The organism is Catellatospora coxensis (assembly GCF_016862635.1).
GTDB lineage: Bacteria > Actinomycetota > Actinomycetes > Mycobacteriales > Micromonosporaceae > Catellatospora > Catellatospora coxensis.
On sequence record NZ_BONI01000071.1, the window covers coordinates 1 to 17,408 of the forward strand.

Genomic DNA, 17,408 nt, shown 5'->3' on the forward strand with positions numbered 1-17,408 from the left:
AGCCTCGGTACGGCGACGGGTCTGCAGGTGGTGTTCAACAACGGCTCCGGCACCTGGGACAACAACAACGGGGCCAACTACAGCCTCGGCACCGGCAACGTGATCGTGTCCGGTGGCGTCGCCGGTGTCGGCGACCCCTGCGCGACCACGTCGCCGTCTGCGTCCAGCTCGCCGCCGGCCTCGCCGTCACCGACGCCGTCGACCTCGCCGAGCACCCCGCCGCCCGCCACCACCGGCACCATGCTCGGCGGCGACCCGCGCAAGGACGCCATCTACTTCGTGATGACCGCCCGCTTCTACGACGGCGACGCGGCCAACAACCGCGGCGGCAGCCAGCACACCAAGTCCGGCAACGCCGCCAACGACGACCCGATGTTCCGCGGCGACTTCTCCGGCCTCATCCAGAAGCTCGACTACATCAAAGGCCTGGGCTTCTCCGCCATCTGGATCACGCCGGTGGTGCTCAACCGCTCCGACTACGACTACCACGGCTACCACGGCTACGACTTCTTCCGGATCGACGCCCGGCTGGAGTCGCCCGGCGCGAGCTACCAGAACCTCATCGACACCGCGCACGCCAAGGGCCTGAAGATCTACCAGGACGTGGTGTACAACCACAGCTCCCGCTGGGGCGCCAAGGGCCTGTTCACGCCCAAGGTGTACGGCGTGCGCGACAGCCAGTGGAGCTGGTACTACGACGTGCCCAACCCGTCGTTCACCTACGACGGCCTGTCCGTGGAACCGAACTCGGCCAAGAGCTACTACACCGGGGACCTGTGGTCGACGCCCGAACCGGCCGGCAACACCTGCCGCAACTGGGGCGTGTTCAGCGGCTTCTACAGCGCCGAGGGCTACAAGGTCTACCACTGCCAGTGGCCCAGCCCGACCTCCGGCATGTTCCCGAGCAACCTGTACCACCAGTGCTGGATCGGCAACTGGGAGGGCGAGGACGCGCGCAGCTGCTGGCTGCACGAGGACCTGGCCGACTTCAACACCGAGAACCCGGCGGTGCAGCAGTACCTGATCGACGCGTACAACCGGTTCATCGACATGGGCGTCGACGGGTTCCGCATCGACACCGCGGTGCACATCCCGCGCGTCACCTGGAACCGCCGCTTCCTGCCCGCCCTGGAGAACAAGCTGATCAGCAAGTACGGCGCGGCGAAGGCCAAGGACTTCTACGTCTTCGGCGAGGTCGCCGCGTTCGTCAACGACAAGTGGAACCGCGGCTCGGTCAACCACTCCGCCCAGTTCTTCACCTGGAAGGAGCGAGCCTCCTACAGCGCCGACGACGCCACGGCGGCGATCGAGCAGTTCAACTACGAGAACAACCTCGGCACGGGCAACCAGCCGACCAGCACGAACGCGTTCCTGCAGGGCAACGTCTATCACGCGCCCGACCGCACGCAGTTCTCCGGCATGAACATCATCGACATGCGCATGCACATGAACTTCGGGGACGCGCCCAACGCCTTCTACAACGGCAAGGACAGCGACGACAGCGTCAACGACGCCACCTACAACGTGGTGTACGTCGACTCGCACGACTACGGCCCGAACAAGTCCAGCACCCGCTACGCCGGGGGCACCGACACCTGGGCCGAGAACATGTCGCTGATGTGGACGTTCCGCGGCGTGCCCACGCTGTACTACGGCTCGGAGATCGAATTCCAGGCCGGCAAGCAGATCGACTGCGGTCCCAGCTGCCCGCTGGCGAACACCGGCCGGGCCTACTACGGCGCCAACGTCGAGGGCAGCGTCACCGCCCCCGACTTCGGCGTGGTCTCGGCCGCGTCCGGCGCGGTCGCGACGACGCTGAACAAGCCGCTGGCCAAGCACCTGCAGCGGCTCAACCAGATCCGCCGCGCCGTCCCCGCGCTGCAGATGGGCCAGTACTCCACCGAGGGCGTCTCCGGCCAGATGGCCTACAAGCGCCGCTACACCAGCGGCTCGGTGGACAGCTTCGCCCTGGTCACCGTCTCCGGCAACGCCACCTTCACCGGCGTGCCCAACGGCGTCTACACCGACGCCGTCACCGGCGCGTCGATCACCGTCACCAACGGCACCCTCACCGCCACCGCCTCCGGCAAGGGCAACCTGCGCGTCTACGTACTCGCCCTCCCCGGCAACCCCGCCCCCGGCAAGATCGGCTCCGACACCACCTACCTCCACCCGTAAGAAAGGAAGGGCACCTTCACATCGCTATGCGTTGTGGAAGGTGCCCTTCCTCACGGCTTGCGGCCGGTGGGCTGCGCCTGCGCCGCCGCGGGTGACGGCCGGGCGGGTCGCGGGGCAGGACGGGGAACCGCCGCGCGGTCAACGCGGCAACCGTCCACCCAAACTGTACGGTCGGATTGCCGACCCTGGCACAACCCATCTGACCAGCACGAACAGTGCCGGACGCGGACCAGGCCCGGACGACTGCCGCCGAGGCACTAGCTCATAGTGGCGCGGGCGTCGCACAATGCTGATCATGCGTTGGTTCGGTCCCCGGTGCCCCGTCAGCCCCGAGGAGGACGCCTGGGTGGCGTCGTCCCTGACGTGGCTCATGGGCGAGTTCGGCCGCGGGCCGCTGGAACTGCCGCCGGTGCGCCCGGCGGACCTGGTGCCCGCCGGCTACGCCGGTGGCGTCCAGGAGGCACGCACCCTGCTCGACGCGATCTGCCTGCGGATGGGCGTCGACCCGGTGCGGGTGGAGCTGGAGCTGCACTCCCGCGAGGTGCCCGACGGGCACCTGCGGCTGCGCGCGGGCCACCCGGTGATCGGGGTGGCGTTCGGCCACGCCGCCGACCCGGTGCCGCTGGTCGCGACGATCGCGCACGAGCTGGGGCACGTGCTGCTCGTCGGCGACGGGCGGATCAAACCCGACCGGCCCGACGCCGAGCGGCTCGCCGACCTGGTCACCGTCTACTTCGGACTGGGCGTGTTCGGCTCCCGGGTCGCGGTGCGGTGCCCGCGCCGCGCGCCCGGCCTGACCCTGCCGCTGTACGCCTACGCGCTGGCCAACTACGCCTGGCAGCGCGGCGAGCACGCCCCGGACTGGCTCGGCGAGCTGCGCTTCGGCTCGCGCGTGCGGGTGCGGCGCGGGCTGCGGCACCTGGCCTACCGCGCGGCGGACCCGGCCTCGGCCCACTCGCTGTAGGGCGTCCCGTCGCGCAGCCGGGCCAGCGCCGCGCCCGCGTAGCCGACCAGCGGCGTGGGCAGCTTGCGCAGCGAGAACCAGTGCAGGTCGGCGCACTTGTCCGGCTCGGCGTTGACCGGGCTGCCCGACCACTGCCGGACCTGGAAGAACAGGTTCAGCCGCGGCGGGGACTCGTGGTAGTGCAGCAGGTGCACCAGTTCGGCGTGCGCCGGGTCGAGGGTGAGGCCGAGCTCCTCGGCGGACTCGCGCACCAGCGCGTCCAGCGGGGACTCGCCCGCCTCCAGGTGCCCGGCCGGCAGGTGCCAGCACCCGTCGGACCAGCCTGTGCCGATGCGCAGACCCAGCAGCACGTCGTCGCCGCGCCGCAGGATCAGGTGTACCGCGACGATCGCCTGTGCCCTGTGCTTCACCTGCGCATTCTCGAACGCCTGTACGATCGCCGTCAAGCGGCGCGCCGCGCCCCGCGGCCGACCCGCCGTTAGGATGCCGCCATGAACACCCCCGTCACCACCGCCGCCGACACCAGCGTCAAGCCGCTGCGGCTGCTGTTCACCCTGGCGCTGCTCGGTTACGTCGCGCTCCACCTCGGATTCCAGTTCCCGCACTGGATCCTGCCCGCGCAGAACACGACCCTGATCTCCCGGTCGCAGTCGGCAGGTTTCCTGGACCTGTTCCTCATGGCGTTCCCGCTGCTGGCCGTCCTGATCGCCACCCACCTGAGCCCGCAGCTGCCGGGCTCGAAGATCTTCGCGCTGGTCGCGCTGATCGAGTACGCCGTGGCGGTCGTGCTCGGCGGCGTCACGTTCCTGATCGGGCTGGGCGGCCTGGGCTGGGTCGACACCTTCCCGGAGACGATCGACGCGCTCGGGCACGTGGTGCTCGCCATCGCCCGCCTCGGCCTGGTGACGCTGGCCGGATACGCCGTGCTGCGGGTGTTCCTGGCCCTGGGCGGCCGGGTCACGCTGCCGTCGGCCCTCCACCCGCCCGCCTGAGCCGGGGGAGTCCGCATGGGCGACCGGGTCCTGCTGCTGGCCACCAAGGACACCATCGCGTACCGGCGGCGCGCCGGGCGCGAGTCCGTCGCGTCCGGCGCGGAACTGCTGGCCGCGGCGGGCCCGGTCGCCGCGGAGATCACCGTCGTGGACGTGACCTCCGAACCGGGCTGGGACATCTCGCCGACGACCATGCTGGCCCTGGGCCGCCGGGTGCGGCAGGCGGCGGGGGAGTACGACGGGGTGGTGCTCACCCACGGCGTCGACACCGTCGAGGAGACCGCGTACCTGGTGGACCTCATGGCGGGCCCGGCCGCCGAGCGGGCCGCGATCGTGCTGACCGGCGCGGTCCGGGCGCTCGACGACCAGGACAGCGACGGCCCCGGCAACCTCGCCGCGGCGCTGGCCGCCGCGGCCGACCCGGCGGCCCGGGGCCTGGGCGCGGTGGTCTGCGCGGCCGGCGAGCTGCACGCCGCCCGCTGGGTCACGCTGGCTGACGCGTCCGAGCCGGGCGGGTTCACGTCGGCGCCGTACGGGCCGCTGGCCCGGGTGGTCGACGGCAAGGTCGAGCGGCTCACCGCGCCGCCGCCGCGCCCGCCGTACGGCGGCGGCGAACCCGAGTGGGACGTCGCCCTGTTCAAGACCTATCCCGGCATGGATCCCGACGTGCTCGGCGGCCTGGCCGACCGCGGCGTGCGGGGTGTCGTGCTGGAGGGCACCGGCCAGGGCAACGTCCCGGCGAGCCTGCTCACCGCGATCAGCGATGTCCTCGACGACGACATCCCGGTGGTCGTCACCTCCCGCAGCCGGTACCGGCCGGGTCCGGGCGAGCCGCCCCGCGACATGGGCATGGCGGTGCGCCTGGGCGCGATCCCGGCCTACGGCATGCGCGCGGAGAAGGCCCGGGTCGCCCTCATGGCGGCCCTCGGCGACGGCTACGGCGTCGACGCCGTACGTGCCTGGTTCTCCGGCCTCTGACCAGCACCCGCACCATCGCGATGATGGGAAGGGCACCTTCTGCATCGCATAGCGATGTGAAGGTGCCCTTCCTTTCGTGCACTCGGGCGGGGGTCGCTCCGGTGGGTGAGGTTTTCACTCGGGGGCGGCGGTTTCACGGGTCCGGGTTACCGTGTCGCACATCCTGTCCGTCCAGGTGTAAGACAGTTGACTGTCAATGGCGATGATTTGCCCTAGTCTGCGGCTTGAATACCGTTGCCGCGCCGTGCGCGGGGGAGCTGGGGAGCGCCATGGACGTCAGGACCGTCGGCGGGACGACGCGTCTGCAGCCGGACTTCACCAGGGTCAACGAGCTGGCCGTGCGGACAGAACGGCTGCCGCGCCGGGAACGTGACGGCGTGCTGCCGTTCCCCGGCGCGATGTGGCTGTGGGTCGGGCTGGCGACGCTGCTGCGCCTGGCCGTATGGGCAGCCGGAGCGGTGCTCGGCGTGGGTGTCGTCGCGGCGGCGGCGGTGCTGCCGGGCGTGCCCGGCCCGGTGCTGTTCGCCGGGGCGGCCGCTGCGCTGGTCGCGCTGCTGGTCCGGGTCGCCCGCGGGCTGCGGCGGCGCAGCGAGGCGAGCCGGCGGGCGGCCGTGGCCCGGGAGTACTGGTCCTGGCGGCGGCCGCCGTCGCGGTTCGAGTACGAGCCCGCCGCCCTGGACCTGCCGTCGTGGCTCGGTGACCCGGTGCACCGCAGGCTGCTGCGGGTGGTACGCCCGCGCCGGACCGCCCCGCACGCCGACCGGGTGCGCTGGGCCCACCGCTGGGCGCGCAGCCGCGAACTGCGCGCGCTCGTGCCCCGGCTGACCGGCGTGACCGCGCTGGCCGCGGTGCTGACCGTCGGCGCGTGGCGGGCCGGCTGGCTGGGCGCGCACGCCCCGGCGGCGGTGCCCGCGGACGTGGAACTCGGCGGCCGGGTGCCCAACCCGGACGTGCTGCCCGCGCTGGACGTCGCGGTCGCCGCGGTGGCCGACTACGCCTGGCACCTGGTGGACATGGTGCCGATGCTCGGGCTGGCCGACGTGCTCGGCTGGTCGCGCCCGGCGGCGCTGGCCGCGGGCGGGCTGCAGGACGGCCTGGCCGTGACGTACCGGGTCGCGGTGCTGCTGGTCCTGGCGGCGACCGCGGTCGCCCTGCTGGGCCGCCGGGTCGAGGTCGACGCCAAGCCGCCGCTGCTGGCCGGGCAGGTCGAGCGGGCGCTGGTGGAGGAGCTGGTGCAGGCGCGGCGGCTGCTGGAGGGCGGGTCCGGGCGGCACGACCAGCGCCTGCTCGACGCCGCCTGCCGCCGGTTGCGGGCCGACACCGTCGCCGTGCCCGCGCCGTACGAGCTGTGGAACGCCGAGTCGCTGTGCCACGCGCTGGCGCTGGAGCAGTCCTGGATGACCGACTGGCGGGTCCCCGAGCAGCGCTCCGTGCTGTCCTGACCCGCGGAGCCGCCCCACCCGTGCGCCGGGTGGGGCGGCGTCCTGCCCACTCAGTTCAGGATCTCGCTGGAGGGCGGGTTGAAGTCGCGCACCGGCTTGTCCTTCAGGGCGTACTTCAGCGAGTTCGTCACCGCGTCCAGCGGCATGTTGTAGTTGCCGTCGCCGGCCACGTTCTTGACGTAGTCCGGGTCGGCGATGAAGCTCGCCGCGGCCAGCTCGGGCGTGAACCCGACGAACCAGGCGGCCCGGGTGTCGTCGGTGGTACCGGTCTTGCCGGCGATCGGGCGCTCCATCATGGCGTACACCCGCGAACCGGTGGACCAGTCGCCGCAGCTGCCGCGGGCGGCCTTGTACCCGGTGACGCAGCGCGCGGCGTCGGTGGCGGCGCGGGCGACGTCCTGGCTGAACGCCCGGTTGCACTGCGGTGCGGCGGCCTCGACCTGCTTGCCGTCGACGGTCGCCGCGAACTCCTGGCCGTCCGGCGTCTTGATCGACAGCACCGGGCTGGGCTTGCAGTACATGCCCTCGGCGGCGACGGTCGCGTACGCGTTGGCCATCTCCAGCGGGGTCGTGTCGGCCACGCCGAGCGTGAACGCGCCCCACTTGTCGGCGTGCTTGGGCGAGGCGTGCAGCCGGTCCACGTCGGTGTGCCAGACCAGGCCGATCCGCTCGGCCATGCGCACCGCCTTGTCCGAGCCCACCGCCTGCTCCAGCTGGACGAAGTAGGTGTTCACCGACTTGCCGAAGCCGGAGTACATGTTGTGCTTGCCGGTCATGCTGCCGCTGGCGTTGGACGGGCACCAGCGGTTGCCGCAGGCGGCCGGCCCGCCGGGCTCCACCACGTAGATCGAGGTGTAGCGGTGCGGGGCGTAGAACGACTTGGACATCTTCATGCCCGAGTCCAGCGCGGCGAGCATGGTGAACATCTTGAACGTCGATCCGGCCTGGTAGCCCGGGATGTCACCGCCGCCGAGCAGTGGCGCGACCGTGTTCGGGTAGCTGCCCTTGACGTTGAAGGACTGCTTGATCGGGTCGGAGTTCGGGCCGTTCTTGCTCTGGTCCATCGAGTAGACCCGGTTGACGGTCATGCTGAGCACGCGGCCGGTGCCGGGCTGGACGACCACGTTGCCGTACGCCAGCCGCATGTCGGTCTTGGACCGGCTCAGCAGGTCCTTCATCCCGAACGCCTGCAGCTGCGGGTCGAGGCTGGTGACCACCTTGTAGCCGCCGGTGCGCAGCTTGTCCAGGCGGGCGACCGGGTTGGGCCCGAACGCGGGCTGCTGCATCCACCAGTTCTTGAAGAAGTCGCAGAAGAAGCCCCAGTCGCGGGTGCTCGCCGGCACCGAGCCGCAGTCGCGCGGCGGGCTGCTGAGCTTCAGCTTGATCGGCTCGGCGGTCGCCTTGTTGGCCTGCTCGGCGGTGATGAACTTGAGCTCGGCCATCCGCCGGATCACGTAGTTGCGCCGGTCGAGGGCCGGGCCGGTCTGGTTCGCCGGGTCGAACGCCGACGGCGCCTTGACCAGTCCGGCCAGCGTGGCGGCCTCGACCAGGGTCAGGTCCTTGGGCTCCTTGGAGAAGAAGATCTGGGAGGCGGCGTAGATGCCGTACGCCCGGTGGCCGAAGTAGGCCATGTTCAGGTAGCCCTCCATGATCTGCTGCTTGGTCCACTGACCTTCCAGCTTGATCGCGAGCCGGATCTCGTTGAGCTTGCGCTGCGGGGTCTGCTCGGTGGCCGCGACGGCCTCCTGGGCCGTCTGGGCGCTGTCGCGCAGTGCCATGCGCACGTACTGCATGGTCAGCGTCGAGGCGCCCTGGGAGACTTCGCCCTGCTGGCGGTTGGCCACGAAGGCGCGGGCGATGGACTGGAAGTCGACGCCCATGTGGGAGTAGAAGCGCGCGTCCTCGGCGGCGAGCACAGCGTTGACCACGTTCTGGTTCATCGAGCCGAGCGGCACGAACTTGCGGTGCTCGTCGTAGAACATCGTGATCAGCGACTTGCCGTCGTTGGCGTAGACGTACGTGGTCTGGCCGACCTGATGCTCCTTGAGCTGGGTCGGCAGGCTCTGATAGATGGCCGCGCCCTTCATGGCTCCGATGCCCGCCGGTACGGCCAGCGGTAGCGAGGCGAGGGCAAGCACGACCCCACCCAGGACGCCGGTGCGGAGCATGCCGCTGTACCGGCCGAAAGCGCTGATTAACCGCTGCACCATAGCCACGAATATAGGCAGCTCAGCATACCGAAGTGAGGAAGATTCACTAATGCTTATGCGGATCGGTCCCGTGTGGAGGCAGCTCAGCCGCCGAAGCAGTCCGCGGGGCGTCCCACCACGTCCACCGGCTGGTGGGCGTACACCAGACCGGCGTGCGGATCGTCGGGCCGGCCCACCGACGCCGTCGTGATCACCAGCGTGTCCAGCCGGGGCCCGGCGAACGCACAGCTGGTCACCAGCGGGGTCGGCAGCGCGACGATCCGGTCCAGCCGCCCGTCGGGGGTGTAGCGGCGCACCGCGCCCCCGGCCCACAGCGCCACCCACACCCCGCCCTCGGCGTCCACGCACATGCCGTCGGGGTGCCCCTCGTCGATCTGCGCCAGCGTGCGCCGCGCCGACGGCTCGCCGGTGCCGAGGTCGTAGTCGTAGGCGTCGACCCGGCCGGTCGGGGTGTCGATGTGGTACATCGTCGCGCCGTCGGGCGACCAGCCCAGCCCGTTGCTGATGGTCAGCCCGGTGAACACGGTGGTGAGCGCGTCCGCGCCCGGGTCGAGGCGGTACAGGGCGCCCGCGCCGGGGCGCTCGTCGTAGGCCATGGTGCCCAGCCACAGCCGCCCCGCCGGGTCGGCCTTGGCGTCGTTGGACCGCAGCCCGCCGGTGTCGCCGGGGTAGCCGGGCAGCCGCTGCTCGCCGCCGCCGGGCACCAGCCGCACCGGCCCTTCGGGCAGGCAGGCCACGAAGCCGCCGCCGCAGACCGGCACCGCCGCGCCGACGTGCGCCGAGGTGCTCACCTCGCCGGAGGCGTCGCCCTCCACGGAGCGCCACAGCACCCGGCTGCGCAGGATGTCGACCCACCAGACCCGGCCGTCCCGGCCGTACAGCGGCCCTTCACCCAGCTCACAGCGCCGGGAGTCGAAGACCTCCACGTCCGACATCGGGTCACCCCTCGGCCTGCCGTACGGGCGCGCCGCCGACGGCCGCCCGCTCCACCATAAACCGGGCCGCGCCGCCTAGAAGGCGCTCTGCCACATCGAGATGTTCCGGAACCGCACCCGCCACGGCGAGACGCCGATCTTGCCCTCGGTGGACACGCCGAGGATCACCCGGCCCTCCGCGAACTGCTCGTTCACCACCGGCACGACGGTGCCCGCGGCCATGGTGAGCTCCTTGCCGCCGAGGAACAGGCGGAACTGCGATCCGGTGGCCGAGATGCCGACCCGGTGGAACCGGCCCAGCGCCAGCTTCCTGTCCAGCGGGAAGTCGACCAGGGTCCGGCCGTTGCTCGGGTCGTCGTCGGCGTGGCGCATCAGCCGGACCTTGTCGTCACACACCCGCAGCTCGTAACCCCGCAGGGCGCGATACCGGAACCAGATCCCGGCGCAGGCCCCCTCGTCGACCAGCGCCACGTCCACCTCGGTCCGGAAGTCGGCGAGGGTGTCGTCCGGGCCGCTGCACTGGTAGCTCCAGTCCTTCAGCGTGGTGACCAGGAACGCCTGGTTCTCGTAACGGCACGTGGCCCCGTCGGGGTCGTCGTCGCGCACCGGCCAGCTCTGCGCCCGGTTCAGCTTCTCGACCCGGTACGGCGCGGGCTTGGACGGCTTCGGCGAGGCCGACGGCGAGGGCGAGGCCGACGGGGACGGCGTCGGCGACGCGCTGGGGCTCGGGCTCGCCGACGGAGTGGGCGAGCTGCTGGGGGAGGCGCTCGGCGACGGGGCCGCCGCGAACCCGGCCGGCAGCGGCAGGGCCCCGGTCAGCAGGGCCACCGTGAGACCGCCGAGCAGCAGCGTCGTCGCGCCGAGCCCGGCGGCGACGGGCTTGGCCCACCGGGAGCCACCCCGCCGCCCGGCCTCCGGCTGCAGGTTGGTCAGGTCGGCGTCGACGACGGCGAACTTGCTGCCCGCCTCGGCCGCGGCGGCCGCCTGCCGGGGCAGCTCCCCGGAGCTCAGCGCCCGGTCCGGCCCCCGGGTGAGCAGCCGGTCGAGCAGGTCGCGCGCGGTCGGGCGGTCGGCGGGGTCCTTGGACAGGGCCGCCTCGACCAGCTCGCGCAGCGGGCCGGTCAGGCCTTCCAGGTCGGGTTCGGAGGTCATGATGCGCACCGCGACCGCGGGCATCGAGTCGGCGGCGAAGGTGACCCGGCCGGTGCCCGCGAACGCGACCACCGCGCCCCAGGCGAACACGTCCGCGGCCGGGGTCAGCGCCTTGCGCGACTTGGTGTCCAGGCGCTCCGGGGCCATGTACGCGACCGTGCCGATGAGCTGGTCGGTGCGGGTGTTGCCGGGCTGCCCCTCGACCGCGCGGGCGATGCCGAAGTCGATCACCTTCGGGGTGCCCGGGGCCAGCAGCACGTTGCTGGGCTTGAGGTCACGGTGGATGACGCCCGCGCCGTGGATCGCGGTCAGCGCGGTGGCCACGCCGATGGCCAGCCCGTGCAGGTTCGCCGGGGTCAGCGGGCCGCGCTGCTGCACGACGCTGGACAGGCTGGGTCCGTCCACGTACTCGACCACCAGGTACGGAGACTCGTGGTCCGGGTCGGCGTCGAGCACCTCGGCCGTGCAGAACGGCGGCACCTGCTTCGCCCGCTCCACCTCGCTGCGGAACCGCTGCCGGAACTCGGGCTCGCCGGCCAGATCGGCGCGGATCACCTTCACTGCGACGAGGCTGTCCTGCGGGTCGCGGGCCAGGTAGACACTGCCCATGCCGCCCTCGCCGAGGCGACCCAGGAGCGTGTAACCGCCCAGCTCGCGTGGGTCGTTCGGCCGCAGCGGCCGCGAAGTGTCGGCGCCGACCATGATGGACTCGTTCTCCCGTTCTCGATGCCCGGCAAGGCCGCGGCTCAGCACGCCGCGACCTTACGGACTGTCCCCGCTGAGTCACGCGACATCCTGCCATCCGCGGGCCGTCGCCGTAACCCTGCCGCGTCACCAGACGCGCGACGGGGCCCGAGAGGTTGCTCAGCTGGTGATGCGGTGCAGGATCAGATCGTGGACGTGGTGCGACTTCTCGTCCCCACGGAACTCCATTTCGTACACATGTGTGCCGACGTTGATGGCGATCGCGCCCGTCGAGAAGAACTGCCCCGCCCAGGACTTGTTGCTGACCACGCTCACGCTGGTGATCTTCGAATAGGGAATGCTGGTGATGGCGGTCTTCTTGCCCACGAAGGACTTGTCCTGGATGATCACGCGGCGGTCGGTGAGCCCGATGAAACCGGTGCCCGTCCCGATGGCGTCGTACACGGCGATGACCTGCTCGCCGGGCAGCAGCCCGCTCTGGATCTGCTGGAGCTGCTCCTTGCGGTCGTACACGATGCTCGCTGTCATGCCCCGACGCTAATCGCGTCCTGCAACCCCAGCTGTGTCCTGCAGACCCCGCTCCGCGGCCTTGCTCGATGTCCATCCTCCGCCGGCTGAACACCGAGCGGCCGCTACGACGGGCTCCTGATCACCCGCACCAGTCGGCCAGGACCTCGGCGGTGTGCTCGCCGGGCAGGGCCGGGGGCCGGTCCAGCGCCGCCGGGGTGGCCGAGAAGCGGGGCGCGGGCGCGGGCTGCGTCACACCGTCGTGGACCAGGTAGGTGCCCCGCGCCGCGAGCTGCGGGTCGGCCGGTGCGCGGCCCATCGGCAGCACCGGGGCCACGCAGCCGTCGGTGTCGGCGAACAGCTGCGCCCAGTGCGCCTGCGGCTGCTCCGCGAAGCGCCGTGCCAGCAGTTCGCGCAACTGCGGCCAGGCCGCCCGGTCGTACTGCGGGGTGTCGGCGGGCAGGTCCAGCCGGGCCAGCAGCTCCGCGAAGAACTGCGGCTCCAGCGCGGCGACCGCGACGTGGCGGCCGTCGGCGGTGGCGTACACGTCGTAGAACGGCGCGCCGCCGTCGAACAGGTTCACGCCGCGCTCGTCGAGCCAGGTGCCGCCCGCGTGCATACCCCACTGCATCGCCGTCAGGTGGGCCACACCGTCCACGATGGCCGCGTCGACGACCTGCCCCGGGCCGCCGCCGCGCACCTGTCACAGCGCGGCCAGGATGCCCGCCACCAGGTACATCGCGCCGCCCGCGAAGTCGCCGAGCAGGTTCAGCGGGATCTGCGGCGGCCCGCCGGCCCGGCCGATCGCGTGCAGCGCCCCGGTCACCGCGAGATAGGTCAGGTCGTGCCCGGCCGTGTGCGCCCGCGGCCCGTCCTGGCCCCAGCCGGTGATCCGGCCGTACACCAGCTGCGGGCGGCGGTGCAGGCACACGTCCGGTCCGAAGCCCAGGCGCTCGGCGACGCCCGGCCGGAAGCCCTCGATCAGCACGTCGGCCCGGTCGGCCAGGCGCAGCAGCAGGGCCACCCCGGCCGGGTCCTTCAGGTCCACCGCGATCGCGCGCTTGCCGCGGTGCAGCAGGTCGAACCGCGGGTCCACGGCGGTGACGCCGCCGCCGGGACGGTCCACCCGCACCACGTCCGCCCCCAGGTCGGCCAGGTACATGCCGCAGAACGGACCGGGGCCGATCCCCCCGACCTCCAGCACCTTCAAGCCGTCCAGCGGACCCATGGCGGTGATCGTACGCAGCTACTCGCGGCTGAAGGTCCACACCCCGTTGGTGTCGATCACCACCACGACCGTGCCGCGGGGCAGCATCGCCTCACCGGTGAAGTCGCCCTCCTGATTGATCAGCGTGGCGCTGTCCGAGCCGATCGCCTGCACGGTGAACTTGCCGGTGCCGCGGTGGTCGAATGCGACCTTGACCGACTCCGCCGCGGTACGCGGGATCAGCAGCACGTCCGCGCCGACCCCGGACGCGTTGCCGCTGAACGTCTGCGCGGACGCCAGCGGGCGCACCACCATGCGCCAGCCGCCCTCGGCCTGGATGCTCACCGCGTCGGGCCGCATCTCGCCCAGGTCCAGCGGGCGTACGCCCTCGTAGCTCTCCGCGGCGCTGACCAGCGTCTGGATCTCCTGACCGTCGGCCTTGACGGTGCGCACGACGAACGGGCCCGTGCCGGTGTAGGTGAGCGCGACGGTGTGGAAGGTGCTGCCCAGCTCGACCGGGACCACCCGCGGGCCGACGCCCTCGAAGATCTGGTCCTGCGGCAGCGCCTCGGCGGCCTGCCGGCTCGGCGTCGGGATCGGCCGGCCCTGGGCCTGCCGGGTGGCCTCGGCGTCGGGCTGCTCGCCGACCTCGGTGGCGCTCGGGTCGGCGACCGCCCCGGACGTGCCGCCGATCCGGGTGGCGACGAAGCCGCCCACGCCGACCACGGTGCAGAGCAGCAGGCCGGCCGCGCCGGCCAGTCCCCATACCCACCAGGGCTTGCGCCTGGCCGGGGCCGCGTGCGCGGGCACATGCGTCGCCGCGTGCGCGGGCACGTGCGCGGCGTCGGGCGGCGGCGCTACACCGGCCACCGCGTCCGGCGGCTCGGCCGCGAACGCCATGGCCGGCACGGCCACCGCGGGCACCCCGGCCACCGGCACGTCCATGGCGGGCCCGGTGGCGACCGGCGCGTCCGGAGCCGGCTCCGGCGACGGGTCCACCGGCGACGGCCAGGCGATGCCCGAGGTCAGCGGCGCGGCGGCGGCCGGGCCGTACACCGGCGCGACCGGCCCGGTCACCGGCACGATGGGCTCGAATCCGGGCGTGTCCGCGGGGTCGAACGGTTCGGGCCCGGCCACCGCGGCCACCACCACGAGTTCGGGCTCGGCAGGGACGATGTCCGGCTCGGACGCCGGTGCGGGCTCGGGGATCCAGCCCGGTTCCGCCGACAGCGCCGACAGCGCCGGATCGACCGGCCATACCGGCTGCGGCCGCTCGTCGGACCACGCCGCCTGCGCGGCTGCGTCCATCGCCATGGCGGTCTGCGCGGCCAGCACCGGCTCGGCGGCCACCACCGGCTGTGCGGCCGGCACCGGCTCGGCGGCCACCACCGGCTGCGCGATCGGCACCGGCTCCGGCTCCTCACCGGCCGTCGGTTGCGCCGCGTCCGCGGCGGGCTCGGTTGCCTCCATCGCCGCCACCAGGGCAGGTTCCGGCTGCACGGACGGCTCCAGGTCGGTGGCGGCGGGCGCGGCGACCTCGTCGGGCACGGACCACACCGGCACCGGGTCGGCGAGCGGGACACCGGCCACCGGCTGTCCGTCGGCCGGTGCGGGGTCGCCGATGAGCTCGTCGAGGCTGGTGAACGGCTCGTCGTCGGGCAGCTCGAACAGCAGCGTGTCGTCATCGGCCCCGTCGCCGACCCAGAACTGCCAGCCCTCGGGCGCGGGCGGCCAGGCCGGGTCGGGACGCCAGCCCTCCGGCGGGGTCCAGTCCTCCGGCGGCGTGGGCCATCCCGGTGGTGAGTGGTACTTCCAGCCCATGCGCCTACCCCCGTCGTGCTTGCCGCGGCGCACTGCGGTGCGCCGCGTAACCGGGGGTGACCTGATAATACGTGCCGGGTGCGGTTCGCGGGCGTGATCCACTGACGACGCCGCGCGGCCGTGACCTTGTCGCGCGCCGCCCACCTCTGGTGTCATACGGGGGTATCGATCGCTCGGTGGCGGAGGCAGCGGTGGCGCGTACGAGGGAACCGGGCCGGGCCCACCGGGAGCGGCTGCTGCACATCCTGGCCCGCGGGCCGGAGCGGCCGTCGGAGCTGGGCTTCCGAGCCTGGCTGGGGGTGGCCCGCCGCACCGTGGTGGAGCTGCTCAACGACGAGCTGGCCGACCGGGCGGCGGCGCTGACCTACTACAGCGTGACGTCGATCCTGCCCGGCATGCTGGTGCTGGTCGCGGGGGTGGGCCTGTTCGGCCGCCCGACCAGCGACGCGGTCGCCGAGAACCTGAGCGAGCTGACGCCGCCGCCGGCCCGGCACGCGGTGCTGGAGATCATCGACAACCTGCGCTACGACCAGCGGGCGGCGGGCGTCGCCCTGGCGGTCGGTCTGGCCATCGCGTTCTGGTCGGCGACCAGCTACATCGGCGGGTTCATGCGCGCCGCGAACGTGATCTACGACGTGCCGGAGGGCCGGCCGCTGTGGAAGACGGTCCCGGTGCAGCTGTTCGTCACCGCGGTGACCGGGGTGTCGCTGGCGGTGAGCGCGCTGGCGGTGGTGCTCAGCGGCCGGGTGGCCACCAGCGTGGGGCGCGCCTTCGGGGTCGAGGACACCACCGTGAAGGTGCTCGACGTGGCGAAGTGGCCGATCCTGGTGGTGGTGATCAACCTGCTGCTGGCGCTGCTCTACTGGGCCGCGCCGAACGCGCGGCTGGGCGGGTTCCGCTGGATCACGCCGGGCACCGTGGTGGCGATGGTCACCTGGATCACGGTGTCGGGCGGGTTCGCGTACTACATCGCCACGTTCGACTCGTACAACCGGACCTACGGCGCGCTCGGCGGGGTCATCGTGTTCCTGGTCTGGCTCTGGCTGACCAACGTCGCGGTGCTGCTGGGGGCGAAGTTCGACGCGGAGCTGGGCCGGGCGCGGGCCATCGCGGCGGGCATGCCGCCCGACGCCGAGCCGTACCTCCCGCTGCGCGACGTGCCCAAGCAGGAGCCCCGCAACGGGCTGCCCGCCCTGGAGGCGGGACCCGAGGAGCTGCCCGCGGCGCCCGCGCGGCCCGTGGCCGAGCCGGCGCAGGAGGAGGTACGGCCCGACGAGGGCCGGTAGTGCTCAGGCCAGGGCGCGCTCGACGGCGCCGACCAGCTCCGGCGACTCGGGGGTGACCTGCGGGCGCAGCCGGGCGGTGACGGCCCCGGACCGGTCGACGACGAACTTCTCGAAGTTCCACTTGACGTCGCCGGCCTCGCCGTCGGCGTCGGCGTGCTGCGTGAGCAGGTCGTACAGCGGGTGCCGGCCGGCGCCGTTGACGTCGATCTTCTCGGTCAGCGGGAAGGTGACGCCGTAGTTGACGTCACAGAACTCGGCGATCTCCTCGGCGCTGCCCGGCTCCTGCCCGGCGAACTGGTTGCACGGCACGCCGAGCACGACCAGCCCCTGCTCGGCGTACGCCTCGGCGAGCTTCTGCAGCCCGGTGTACTGCGGGGTCAGCCCGCAGCGGGAGGCGACGTTGACGACGAGCACGGCCTTGCCGCGGTACTGGGCGAGGTCGGCGTCGCCGCCCTGCAGGTTCTTGATCGGTACGTCGTAAAGGCTCATGGGGGCCAACCATAGCGCCGGTGTCCGGACCGGTTCCCGTCTGCCACGATGTCGGTCATGACGAGCATCGAGCCCGATCCCGGCGTGAGCCCCGTGGCCCGCGCCGCCCGCGCCGCGGGATGCGCCTTCGTGTCCCTGGCCGTGTGGATGGGCGTGGCCTTCGCGGTGATCCAGCTGCGCGGCTGCACCGGCGAGGGTATGCAGTGCCTGGGCGACGCGATCGGGATCATGTTCCTGTGCCTGCTCGGCGCGGCGGTGTCGATGTGGGGGCTGCTGCGGCTGGCCCGGGTGCGCCCGGCGTGGCTGGTCGCGCTCGCCGGGCCGCTGGTGTTCCTGCTGCTGGCGTTCGGTCTGGCGGGCAGGTTCTTCCTGAACGTGCCGCAGCTGTGGGTGGTCGCCATCATGGCCGCGTACGCGATCGGTGCGGTGCTCGCCGACCGGCGGGTGCCGGCGCGGGTGCGCTGGATCACGGTCGGCGCGCTGGTCGTGCTGCTCGTGGCGGGGCTGTTCCGGTTCTGACCGCAGGCCGCCGCAGACCTGAG

General features: G+C 72.5%; 14 protein-coding genes and 1 pseudogene. 7 read left to right on the plus strand and 8 right to left on the minus strand.

Features of this window, described 5'->3' with window-relative positions; all coding sequences use genetic code 11:
- Together Cco03nite_RS31940 and Cco03nite_RS31945 are read left to right on the plus strand one after the other, a co-directional pair.
- The coding region (locus Cco03nite_RS31940; protein ID WP_203697068.1) for an alpha-amylase family glycosyl hydrolase at positions 1–2,178 on the plus strand (2,178 nt) is incomplete at its 5' end.
- 295 nt (positions 2,179–2,473) lie between these two features.
- A complete protein-coding gene (locus Cco03nite_RS31945; RefSeq protein WP_203697070.1) occupies positions 2,474–3,142 on the plus strand; it encodes an ImmA/IrrE family metallo-endopeptidase in 669 nt (222 codons plus the stop codon).
- Here the strand turns inward: Cco03nite_RS31945 and Cco03nite_RS31950 are convergent.
- On the minus strand, positions 3,103–3,552 hold the full coding sequence (locus Cco03nite_RS31950; protein ID WP_203697072.1) for an NUDIX hydrolase: 450 nt from the start codon (positions 3,550–3,552) through the stop codon (positions 3,103–3,105). The two genes, Cco03nite_RS31945 and Cco03nite_RS31950, sit on opposite strands and share 40 nt — an antisense overlap.
- Before the next feature lie 81 nt (positions 3,553–3,633).
- Between Cco03nite_RS31950 and Cco03nite_RS31955 the strand changes: the two genes are divergently transcribed.
- The 3 genes from Cco03nite_RS31955 to Cco03nite_RS31965 all read left to right on the plus strand — a co-directional run bounded on the left by Cco03nite_RS31955 (position 3,634) and on the right by Cco03nite_RS31965 (position 6,554).
- A complete protein-coding gene (locus tag Cco03nite_RS31955; RefSeq protein WP_203697073.1) occupies positions 3,634–4,134 on the plus strand; it encodes a hypothetical protein in 501 nt (166 codons plus the stop codon).
- A gap of 15 nt (positions 4,135–4,149) precedes the next feature.
- On the plus strand, positions 4,150–5,112 hold the full coding sequence (locus Cco03nite_RS31960; protein ID WP_203697075.1) for an asparaginase: 963 nt from the start codon (positions 4,150–4,152) through the stop codon (positions 5,110–5,112).
- Between the two features lie 269 nt (positions 5,113–5,381).
- Positions 5,382–6,554, plus strand: coding sequence for a hypothetical protein (locus Cco03nite_RS31965; protein ID WP_203697077.1), 1,173 nt, complete (start codon positions 5,382–5,384; stop codon positions 6,552–6,554).
- A 50-nt stretch (positions 6,555–6,604) separates the two neighbouring features.
- Here Cco03nite_RS31965 and Cco03nite_RS31970 read toward each other — a convergent pair whose 3' ends face one another.
- The 6 genes and pseudogenes from Cco03nite_RS31970 to Cco03nite_RS42985 all read right to left on the minus strand — a co-directional run bounded on the left by Cco03nite_RS31970 (position 6,605) and on the right by Cco03nite_RS42985 (position 15,091).
- A complete protein-coding gene (locus Cco03nite_RS31970; protein WP_203697079.1) occupies positions 6,605–8,764 on the minus strand; it encodes a transglycosylase domain-containing protein in 2,160 nt (719 codons plus the stop codon).
- Positions 8,765–8,847: 83 nt separating this feature from the next.
- Complete coding sequence (locus tag Cco03nite_RS31975; protein ID WP_203697081.1) at positions 8,848–9,699, minus strand: SMP-30/gluconolactonase/LRE family protein; 852 nt, start codon at positions 9,697–9,699, stop codon at positions 8,848–8,850.
- A gap of 75 nt (positions 9,700–9,774) precedes the next feature.
- A complete protein-coding gene (locus tag Cco03nite_RS31980; RefSeq protein WP_239167827.1) occupies positions 9,775–11,604 on the minus strand; it encodes a serine/threonine-protein kinase in 1,830 nt (609 codons plus the stop codon).
- 111 nt (positions 11,605–11,715) lie between these two features.
- A complete protein-coding gene (locus Cco03nite_RS31985) occupies positions 11,716–12,084 on the minus strand; it encodes a PH domain-containing protein (protein ID WP_203697089.1) in 369 nt (122 codons plus the stop codon).
- A 121-nt stretch (positions 12,085–12,205) separates the two neighbouring features.
- A pseudogene (locus Cco03nite_RS31990) lies at positions 12,206–13,291 on the minus strand (CaiB/BaiF CoA transferase family protein).
- An 18-nt stretch (positions 13,292–13,309) separates the two neighbouring features.
- On the minus strand, positions 13,310–15,091 hold the full coding sequence (locus Cco03nite_RS42985; protein WP_203697091.1) for a hypothetical protein: 1,782 nt from the start codon (positions 15,089–15,091) through the stop codon (positions 13,310–13,312).
- A 191-nt stretch (positions 15,092–15,282) separates the two neighbouring features.
- Here Cco03nite_RS42985 and Cco03nite_RS32000 point away from each other — a divergent pair, with 191 nt between their 5' ends.
- Positions 15,283–16,377, plus strand: a complete 1,095-nt coding sequence (locus Cco03nite_RS32000) for a YihY/virulence factor BrkB family protein (RefSeq protein WP_203697094.1) — start codon at positions 15,283–15,285, stop codon at positions 16,375–16,377.
- A 3-nt stretch (positions 16,378–16,380) separates the two neighbouring features.
- Here Cco03nite_RS32000 and Cco03nite_RS32005 read toward each other — a convergent pair whose 3' ends face one another.
- Complete coding sequence (locus Cco03nite_RS32005) at positions 16,381–16,866, minus strand: glutathione peroxidase (protein WP_203697096.1); 486 nt, start codon at positions 16,864–16,866, stop codon at positions 16,381–16,383.
- 57 nt (positions 16,867–16,923) lie between these two features.
- Here Cco03nite_RS32005 and Cco03nite_RS32010 point away from each other — a divergent pair, with 57 nt between their 5' ends.
- Positions 16,924–17,385 carry a hypothetical protein gene (locus Cco03nite_RS32010; protein ID WP_203697098.1) on the plus strand — a complete coding sequence of 154 codons (462 nt, stop codon included), beginning with the start codon at positions 16,924–16,926 and terminating at the stop codon, positions 17,383–17,385.
- Positions 17,386–17,408 lie beyond the last annotated feature (23 nt).